We start from the raw sequence: 10,156 nt of genomic DNA on the forward strand, positions 1-10,156 counted from the left end.
TGTCCTCCAGTGCAGCCTGCTGGCGCAGTCTGGCATTCTTAAGCAGGCGTTTGAGCCGCTGGTTATCCCGGTAGGTCTTCTCATCCTGCACCAAGAGCCCCACGAACTCGGCATGGGACAGCTCGGCGTGGCTGGGATGATTGAGCCTCTCCTCGAATCCTCCGGCCATGCCGAAGAGCTTGAGTATGTTGAGCGTGGTTATGGTTTGTTCCTTGAGCACGTTCTTCCTCCTGATTAATGGTGATAGTATTCCCTGCCTCGGATGTTCTCATGCAGCGGCAGGGTTGCCTGTCGGGACGTTTTTTCGCCATCCTCATGCCGATCGAGGCCCGAAGCCAAGATGGCTTTCACTGACTTATAAGAACAAGTATTGTACTTGAGAGCCCTCTGGGCTGCCGCCTCCAGCCGTTCCGGCTCATAATGTCGGCCCAGGCTGAGGATGCCCAAGCAGGCCCTGTACCCCTGTTCCGGATAGGTGCGGGCAGTGAGGATCCTCTCCACCAGCGCCGCGGTGGCGACTCCGGTTTTGCCGGCCCACTGAATGAAGCGGGATAGGGTCCACTCGGCGTACCGGCGGTGCTCGGGCGGCATGTGTTCGGGGAGCGTGCTGGCAATTCCCCTGACGTGTGACCGGGCATGAGCGGCTACCCGCTCACCCTTGTGGAAGGCCTCCACGGTGGCGGCAGCCAGTCGGATATCCAGGGTTTCCCGCAGCAGCCGGAAGGGGACGCTGTAGTAGTGATGGTCCACCTCGATGTGGTAGTCGATGTTGACCTTGGCCTTGCGCCACTCGGCGTACTCATAGGGGTGTTGGGGCAAGGGCAAAGCATTGGGGCGATCTGTGGTCTCAAACACCTCCCTTCGGCTCTTCCCCAACCGGCGCAGGGGACGGGTGTTGAGATGCTCCAGACACTCGCCAATAGCAGAGTTGAGTTCCTTCAGGCTGTAGAAGGTTCGCTTACGCAATACCGCCAGGAGCCATATCTGGGCGATCAGAACTCCCACTTCGGCTGTAGCCTTGTCCCTTGGCTTTGCCGGACGCGCGGGCAGGACGGCACAACCGTAATGTTCGGCAAGGTCGGCATAGGTGGGGTTGAGTTCCGGCTCATAGTAGCAAGCCTTGGCAACGCCGCTCTTGAGGTTATCCGGAACCAAGACCCGGGGAACCGTACCGAAATAGTCCAAGGCCCGCACATGGGAACCGATCCAGTCGGGGAGTGTCTGGGTCAGCGTCGCCTCCGCATAGGTGTAGTTCGAGGCACCCCACACGGCGACGAACAGCTGGGTGGGAACCAACTCCCCGGTGCGGGCATCGACGATGGCCAGACCATCGCAGTAGTCGATGAAGGCCTTCTCTCCGCCCCGGTGTTCCTGGCGCATGCAGTAGTCCAGCTTGCTGCGCCAGCGGCGGTAGTACTCGCAGAACTGGGTGTACTGGTAGCCCCCAGGGTGCTGTTCCTTGTACTCCAGCCAGAGCTGGGTCAAGGTCAGGTTGATCTTGCGGTATCGGCGCAACTCTCTATAGATGTACTCGCAATCCGGGGGTGGACGATGCACCGAGCTGGGCACATGCTCCGTAGGAAAAAGTCGCGCCTCCAGTTCGCTATCGCTGAACTCGGCCGATTCGGGCCACCTCACGCCAGCTGCCCTGGCCCTTATCAGGTAATCGCTCACCGAGCTTCGGGCCACATTGCAGCTTCGCGCTATCTCTCGATTGGAAAGGCAACAGGTATACTTCAGACGTAGAACTTCTTTGATCTTGCGCACAGGCAACCTCCTGTTGGCCATAACAACCACCTCCGAGAAGTGATTCTATGGCTTTGGATTGCCCGGCGCTGCCCTCATCCCTTTAGAACCTCAGTCGGATGGCCGATTTGGTCCGAGACGCTGGCCGGATTGCACAACATCATTGATAAGTTGACTACCTTAAACTAGGACATTTCGTTTGTTTTTGTTGCATGCCCAGTATGCCTGTGGTAAGCCTAGAGCCTCCATGTTTGGTATGTTGAATAGTTGAAGGTCACTCTTGGTATGCGGATACGATGTTCGTGCAGACCTGCATCGGCGCATACCTTGATCCTTTGACCTGTCACGCCTCCGGCGAGCTAAGGAGCCAAGCCTCTTCCCCTAAATCGGAGCTATCTCATATTCAGTTAATTTATAACACATACTGTATTATTTGTTACCTATTTGTCACAATTAGTATATTAACAACCGTAAAACATCTTAACAACGTTGACTTTTTGCCACAGTGATGATAGGATTCGAATAACATCCTACTACGATGATCGAGTGAGTGCAAGTGGGGGCACGTGGGGTCATCAAACCTTCGAACCACGAATCATCTGCAGCAAGGGGGATGATCCTCCTTGGTTCGGATAAAGCGAAAAGGGGATAAAAGTAGATGAGGCTCAAACTAAATGACTTGTAGAGGGCGGCCTTTGAGTTGGTTGGCATCATAGGCCGCCGTTATTATACAAAATATAACAATCTTAAACACATTAGGAGGAGTTGCTATGGCCATGATTCTAGAGGGAATCCGGGTTCTCGACCTGGGGCATTGGATTCTGGGTCCGGGAGCGGCAGCTTTGCTGGGAGATCTGGGTGCCGACGTCATCAAAATCGAAGACCCGGTAACCGGGGATGCGTCTCGCGGTATGATGGCGGCCCAGAAGGCAACGACTAGAATAGGTGGGCGTAACTGGTTTTTTGAACTGGGCAACCGCAACAAGAGATCCGTCACCCTGGATCTCGGGAAACCGGAAGGCAGGGAAGTTTTCTACAGTCTGGTGAAGAAATCCGATGTGGTGGTTCATAACAAACGCCCAACCGGTTTGGCAAAGGTGGGTGTAGATTATGAGACGCTCCGCAAACATAACCCTCGCCTGATCTATGCCACAGCATCGTCCTATGGGGCAAAGGGGCCGGATGCGGATAAAATCTCCTTTGATATCACCGGGCAGGCCCGATCAGGCTGGATGTACTTCGCCGGAGAGCCGGATATGATTCCCGTGCTCACAACAGGCGGCCCGGCCGACCGCGCCGGTGCCATCATGACGGCCTTCGGGATCGTGGCGGCTCTTCTGCATCGGGAGAGGACAGGGGAAGGACAGGAAGTAGAGACTTCTCTGCTTGGGGGGGTGCTCAGTCTATTCAATATGAACATCGATTTCTACAGCCTTCTGGGACAGAAGTTGCCCCGGTGGAAACAAAGCACCATGGCGAATCCGCTTTGGAACTACTACAAATGCAAGGATGACAAGTGGATCATGATGGCGGGCATCCAGGCGGATCGATACTGGGAAGATGTATGCAAGGCTTTGAGTCTGGAACACATTATAAAGGACCCCCGCTTTGAAAATATGATGATCCGATCGGAGAACAATGCGGCGTGCATTGATCTCTTCAATCAAGCCTTTGCCACCAAGCCCAGGGCAGAATGGATGGAGATTCTCAAGAAGTCCGGAGATCTTGTATTCGAGGAAGTGAATGACATACAAGAGGTGTTTAAGGATCCTCAGGTGCGAGCCAACAACTACATTGTAGATTTCGCTCATCCTGTTTGGGGAAAGGTTAGCCTGCATGGGTTCCCATGGAATTTCAGTCGCACCCCGGCCTCAATCCGGTTACCCGGGCCGGAGTTCGGCGAACATACTGAACAGGTTCTTAATGAGGTCCTGGGTTACGATTGGCATCAGATTACCAAGCTGAAGGATTCAAAGGTGATTTGAGCACCACACCGAGGCAGGTCAAATATTTGGATGCATAATTCAGCGAACCTGCACATGTAAGGCACCCATATAGGAAAGGAGGAGAAAATGTTAGCGAAGATAAGCGGAGCCTGGTTTGGACTGATCAAGAGCAAGCCAATTATATGGATTCTAGTGGCCCTCTTATTATTGATTCCGGCGGGGATATTGGCCACAAATGTGTCGTTTGGCTCCGACTATACCACCATGATGAGGAAAGACTCCCAGGGGTACAAGGAGATGGTGGAATTCGACAAGTACTTTGCCAGCGAAAATATGATGGTGATCATGGAGGCTGACCATGACATCCTAGTCAATGAGCAGAACTATGCTGCCCTCAAAAAGCTGGAGGACGGGGTAAGACAACTCCCTAACGTGTTCAACGTGCAAAGCCCCGCGTTCATGGTCGAGTTCATGAAGGGGATGCTGGGGCAGCCGAACGCCTCTCCCGACGACATGATCATGGATCCTGCTAACCCTGGTCAAATGCGAGGCACGTTTAAGAGCTTCTTCTTCAATCCGGATGCCATGCGTCTGATCATAAACCTCAAAGGAGACCTCACGCTTGACGACAAGGGGGAGCTCGATAAGTCTGTGAAAAAGCTCACTGCCGAAGCCGGTTTCTCACCGGATGTGAAGACCACTTGTACCGGGGTGTCCTATGTCATCGACTATGCCAATAACAACATAGCCGATGCCTTGACCGTCATCATGATAATCGCCTTTATATTGATGTTCCTAGTACTGCTGTTCTTCTTTAAGATGCGCGGCTTCTTCGCGTGGCGGTTTTTGGCTCTCGGCGTGGTGGTCCTCGGCCTCGTCTATACGTTCGGAATCATGGGCATCGTCGATCTCAACGTCGCCCTGGCTTCCGTGGGTGCTTTCCCCATCCTGCTGGGTTTGGGAGTGGACTATGTGGTCCAGTTCCATAACCGCTACGATGAGGAACAGGGAAACGGGAAGACTGCCGATGAAGGAGGTTTGATCACCTTCACCCATATCGGGCCGCCCATCATCATAGCCGTGGTCGTCGGTTGTGTAGGCTTCGCCACGGCTCTCCTCTCCAAGACTCCGATGGTTCAGGATTTCGGCTGGATGCTGATCATCGGTGCGCTTGTTCTTCTGGTTGCAGCGCCTACCATTCTCATGGCCAGCTTGTATCGGCGAGATCAGAATAAGCCGGCCCAGGCGGAGAAAAACATTACCCCTCCTGTTCTCGAAAGATGGCTGGGACATCTTTCGCCCAAGGTCGTCAAGTACGGCATCCCCATCATTATCATCGGCGTCATACTGACCGGACTGGGCTGGGCTGTCGAAGGGAAGATCAAGACGACGGCCACCGCTACGGATTTTGTGGGCAGTGACGTGCAAGTAACCAAAGATTTCAAACATATGGTCGATCTGGCTGGAGGAGCGTCAGCTTCGATGTCGCTTATTGAAGTTCCGGACGCAACCGATCCCCAAGTGCTTCAGTGGATGGTTGACCGCAAGAAATATGCGATGGACACGTACTCGCGAGCCGACGGAAAAGGCACTGTCAACAGTCAGACTTCCATTGCTGACCTGATCATGAATTTCAGCGGCGGGAAGTTGCCGGCCACTGCTGAACAGGCCAAGGCCATCGTGAATATGATCCCTGAGCCGCTGAAGAAAAACTTCATCACCCCGGACTTCACAAAGGCCAACATTGCGACCGGCCTGCAAACCTACGATCAGGAGTCCTACTATATCGCGCGGGATGAGGTGACGGATATTTTCAGCCCCAGCACACCGCCTCCCGGTGCGACCCAGTATATTGCCTGGACGGGCACGATCTCCATGTCCACCACAGTCGCCGATGACCTGGCTGACAGCCGCGACAAGATGACGTTTTGGGGAATCGGCCTCTGTCTGATTGCCCTGCTGGTGATGTTCAAGCTCAATTGGAAGAGGGTTATTACGGCTGCCCTTCCTATCGGATTGATCCTCGGATGGTCCAACGGCCTGACGTGGTTGATGGATATCAAGGTCAATCCCGTCATGGCGACCATGACCGCTCTGATCCTGGGTATCGGTACCGAGTTCACCATACTGCTCCTGATGCGCTACTATGAGGAGCGGGACAAGGGCGCGAATCCCGTTAAATCGATGAGTATTGCCATGACCAAGATCGGACGCGCGATCATCATCTCCGGGTTGATGGTGGTCATTGGCTTCGGTTCGATGATATTTGCCTTTGACTTCCCCATCATTGCCGATTTCGGCAAGGTCACTCTCATCGACATGGTGCTGTGTATCATCAGCACTCTGGTGGTGTTGCCGGCCATTGTGGTCACCTTCGATATGTGGCGTGAAGGGAAACAGGGAGTCAAAGAGACAGTCAAACAAACAGCCTAACCTTGAGGATCTGGACAATCAGGCTCGATCTCGACCTGTAAGGCAGGCCAAAATCGAGCCTGACCATATAACCAGACCGCGTCTAATATAGGAAGGGAGTACAAGATCATGAAAAAGATACTTGAAGGGATCAAAGTCATAGACTGGGGTCAATGGGTTGCGGTACCACAGGCGGCAGCGTACCTGGGAGATTTGGGGGCCGATGTGTACCATTTGGAACAGAAGGGGGTGGGCGATCAGTTTCGCGGTATGCGCGCTTTCGGCGGGGTTTCGATGATATTGCCGCAGGGAATCAATGTGGTATTTGAAACCGATAACCGCAATAAGCGAGGCCTCGCTCTGGACATGAAAAAACCATCCGGCAAAGAGATCCTGCATCGGCTGATCAAAAATTCCGATGTATTCATGACCAATATCGAGCCGGATACGATCAACAGGTTTGGCATGGACTATCCGACGCTATCCCGAATCAATCCCAAGTTGGTCTACGCGCGCATGAGCGGATATGGGGAAAAGGGCCCTGATGCGGATATGCCCAGTTTCGACAATATGTTTCAAGCGCGAGCCGGGATCATGATGACTGCCGGCGACGGGTCTTCGCAAGAGCCTTGCCTTCCGGCGGTGTTTGTGGGAGACGAGGTCGCGGCGATGATGGTTACCTCCGGAGTGCTGGCGGCACTTCTGGCCAGGGAAAGACATGGCATAGGGCAGGAAGTCAAAATCTCCGGGCTTAGGGCAACCATGCAGTTGGTCGACCAGTGGATCAACATGTACCTGCTCACCGGAAAGGAACTACGCCGTACCGAGCTCCACAACCCCCTCAGTGCCGTCTTCCATTATTATCAATGCAAGGACGGAATTTGGATTGCGTTAGCTGCGCAGAGAGCCATTGACTGGGGGCCTCTTTGCAAGGCAATCGACATGCCGGAATTGGAGAAGGACCCTCGCTTCGATAAGCTGGAGAAAAGGATGCAGAACCCAGAACTGGCCAGAACTCTAGAGGGCGCTTTCCAGCGAAAGACGAGCGAACAATGGATGGAGGTATTCAGAAAAAGCAGGCTGGCCGCTGGTGCTGTCAATACAATAGCACGCGTGGTGTCGGACCCTCAGGTGGTTGCCAACGAGTATATTTGTGATTACGACCATCCCGTTCTGGGAAAGATCAAGGTCCTTGGTCCTACATGGGACTTTACCAAGACGCCTGCGGGACGTACTCGACCTGCACCCGAATGTGGACAGCATACGGAAGAAATTCTGACTGAGGTATGTGGATATACTTGGGATGACATAGCTCGCTTTCAGGAGGAAGGGGCAATCTAGAGTGTTGTATTCGCACCTCCTTGGGACATCATTGCACCCGCTTAATGTGGTGCAATGACTGGTAGCAGGTCAACGGGAAGCGACGAAAATGATGACAGGATGCAAGAGGCACCAGGAGGTCAGATGAGCGAAGTTAGCGATTACGCTGGGCCATTCAACCCAGACACAAAGTATGAGGATTTCTCCCGGGATACGCTCCTGAAGCTACTCTCTTTGCAGTCTGATTACCTGCAGAAAGCGGATGGGTTGTGGTACATCACGGTCAAGAACATGGTGGGCGACGATGTGGCCTTTGAGAGTGACATGTGGGTCTGGGAAAGGGCCAACGCCTGGGAATTTGCACAGACGACCAAACTGTTCAAGATAGAAGGGCATGACGTTGCCGCCCTGCTGAAGGCCATGCAAGTGAGTCCATGGCTCAGGGCTTGGAAGGCTCGCTACGACCTCAAGAATAGCAATCACGGCATCATGACGATCGTTCATTGTCCCACTTTGTTAGGTCTTGAAAAAGAGGGTCAAGGCAGAGAAAAGCGGATATGCCACGTATGGGATCGGAAATGTAAACAACTTCAGGCGAATTTCTTCGACCCGAAGATAAAGGCAACGGCCCTGAAGCTTCCTCCTCGTAAAAGCAAAGATGACATCTGCTGTCAATGGAAATTCAAGCTGGAACCTTGACAGCAGATAGAAAAGCATTGAAAAGCTTGACTGCCTGGCCCTGGATTAGCGTCATTTTGAATGCTATGTAGAATAAGTATCAGGGCCGGAGAAAACAACGAAAGCACTGATCATGCGTAAGAAACACAAGGAGGTCAGATGAGCGAGTTAAGCGATTACTCTGGGCCATTTAACCCAAACGTGAACTACGAACACTTCTCAAGGGATGTTCTTGTGAAGCTGCTAACTCTGCAGGCCGATTACCTGCAGAAAGCCGATGGGCTCTGGTATGTCACCGTCAAAAACAGGGTGGGGGACGATGTAGCCTTTGAGAGCGACATGCGGGTCTGGGAAAGGGCTCATATTTGGGAACTTCAACAGACCAGGAGACTGTTCAAGATGGAAGGGCATGATATTGCCACCCTGTTGAAAGCCCTGCAGGTCAGTCCCTTGTTGAGGGCTTGGAAGTGCCGGTACGAACTCAGAAATCCGAATCACGGCATTTGGACTGTTCTTCATTGTCCCAGCCTGGCGGGCCTGGAAAAAGAGGGCGAGGGTAGAGAAAGGCGCATATGCCATGTATGGGAGACCAGACACATCCGGTTTGTCGCGGACTTCTTCAACCCCAAAATAGAAGTCAAGGCTTTGAAGCTTCCTCCACGGAAGAGCAAAGACGACATCTGCTGTCAGTGGGAATTCAAGCTGGAACCGTGACAGCACAGGGGCTGAGGGCTCTTGGTGCAAATCAAGACACAAGAGCGATGTTCAAATGACTCACGACGCAGAAGAAATCCGTGTCAAGTCTGGTGAGATGCCCCCTGTTTGTGCCCTCTACTCTTCCGAACTTAGTGCCCCGATCGTAAGGTCGAGGGATGAAGTTATTGGGGGCCTCTTCCCCCGATCTAATTTGCTGCCATATTATATTACTAGTTGCACCATATGATACATATTTATGGTAAAGAGGTGTATTATGGAGCAATATACGGATGATTAGTGTTGATTTAATCCCTTAAGAGTGGTATATTTACACTGGAACAAACGAAGGCCAATCTCGTGGCACCTGAGAATGCATTTGGGCATCAACCGATACGAACAGAAATCATGGTAGTAGAAGGATAATTCTCTCCTATCTGACAAAAGAAAATAGTTGCGTTTTCCGGACCAAACTGGGCCACTGTTCCGGAGTCAAAGTGGGCCAGGGTTCTGGACTAAACTGGGCCACCTTAACGGAGCAAAGTGGGCCACTTTCACCGGAATACGCAAATAGTACCGCCAACGAACAAAAGAAGGAGGTCGGATCATGGTACTGAAGATGGCAAACGGCGCACAGAAACAAACGCGATTCGCTTTTGGCGAGAGGGCCAAGAAACTCAAGAGCAAGAGGGTTCGCAAGAGCACGATAGTCTCCAGGATAGATGGCACGAAGGGTCCGACCACGAAATACACCTACTTGCCGGGGGTCAGGATTTGCTTTGATACGGCGAGATTGATGACCGAATCTTACCAGTCTACCGAGGGGCAGCCTGAGGTTATCAGGAGAGCCAGGGCGATGGATCATATCCTGAGCCACATGACGATATACATTAGTGATGACGAACTGATCGTGGGGAATATCGCCAGCGACCCCTATGGTCTGCCCATCCATCCCGAACTCCAGTGGAAAGATATGGACAAGGCCCTCAAGGGCGATATGGCGGACATGGTGGATGAACGCGGCAGGGCGGAGTGGGAGAAGATTCGCGACTACTGGAAAGGGAAAACCATTGATGACAGAGTTCTCGCCATTCTGCCTGATGAGATAAAGAGGGTTCTGGGACCGACGGGTAAGACGGAGATGACCTGGGCTGCCCAATGGTCGTCACAGAAGGGATTGGGTTCTCCCAACTATCACACGCTCTTTGAACTGGGGCTCAACGGAGTCATCGGTAAGGCCGAAGACAGACTGCGCCAACTTGGAGCCGAACTGAAAAACGAGAGTATCTCCGGCGATGAATACATCGATAAGATCAACACTCTTCAGGCAATGATTATCGCCAGCAAGGGGATGATCAAGT

The 10,156-nt window shown here is 52.8% G+C and carries 8 protein-coding genes; 6 read left to right on the plus strand and 2 right to left on the minus strand.

Annotated features, from left to right (window positions below; all coding sequences use genetic code 11):
* Together PHV74_12050 and istA are read right to left on the minus strand one after the other, a co-directional pair.
* Positions 1 to 220 (minus strand): ATP-binding protein (locus PHV74_12050; GenBank protein MDD5095088.1); only part of this gene is annotated, 220 nt, incomplete at its 3' end.
* 14 nt (positions 221 to 234) lie between these two features.
* Positions 235 to 1,788 (minus strand): IS21 family transposase, encoded by a 1,554-nt coding sequence (gene istA / locus PHV74_12055; protein ID MDD5095089.1) that lies wholly within the window; start codon positions 1,786 to 1,788, stop codon positions 235 to 237.
* 728 nt (positions 1,789 to 2,516) lie between these two features.
* Here istA and PHV74_12060 point away from each other — a divergent pair.
* The 6 genes from PHV74_12060 to PHV74_12085 all read left to right on the plus strand — a co-directional run.
* Positions 2,517 to 3,731, plus strand: a complete 1,215-nt coding sequence (locus PHV74_12060; GenBank protein MDD5095090.1) for a CoA transferase — start codon at positions 2,517 to 2,519, stop codon at positions 3,729 to 3,731.
* An 87-nt stretch (positions 3,732 to 3,818) separates the two neighbouring features.
* On the plus strand, positions 3,819 to 6,125 hold the full coding sequence (locus tag PHV74_12065) for a hydrophobe/amphiphile efflux-3 (HAE3) family transporter (GenBank protein MDD5095091.1): 2,307 nt from the start codon (positions 3,819 to 3,821) through the stop codon (positions 6,123 to 6,125).
* Between the two features lie 108 nt (positions 6,126 to 6,233).
* Entirely contained in the window at positions 6,234 to 7,445 is a 1,212-nt protein-coding gene (locus PHV74_12070; GenBank protein ID MDD5095092.1) for a CoA transferase, read from the plus strand.
* A gap of 123 nt (positions 7,446 to 7,568) precedes the next feature.
* On the plus strand, positions 7,569 to 8,123 hold the full coding sequence (locus tag PHV74_12075) for a DUF6125 family protein (GenBank protein ID MDD5095093.1): 555 nt from the start codon (positions 7,569 to 7,571) through the stop codon (positions 8,121 to 8,123).
* Positions 8,124 to 8,261: 138 nt separating this feature from the next.
* Complete coding sequence (locus PHV74_12080; protein MDD5095094.1) at positions 8,262 to 8,816, plus strand: DUF6125 family protein; 555 nt, start codon at positions 8,262 to 8,264, stop codon at positions 8,814 to 8,816.
* Between the two features lie 586 nt (positions 8,817 to 9,402).
* On the plus strand, positions 9,403 to 10,156 hold a 754-nt coding region (locus PHV74_12085), incomplete at its 3' end, for a pyruvate formate lyase family protein (GenBank protein ID MDD5095095.1).

It is taken from the genome of Dehalococcoidia bacterium (assembly GCA_028711995.1).
Classification (GTDB): Bacteria; Chloroflexota; Dehalococcoidia; order SZUA-161; family SpSt-899; genus JAQTRE01.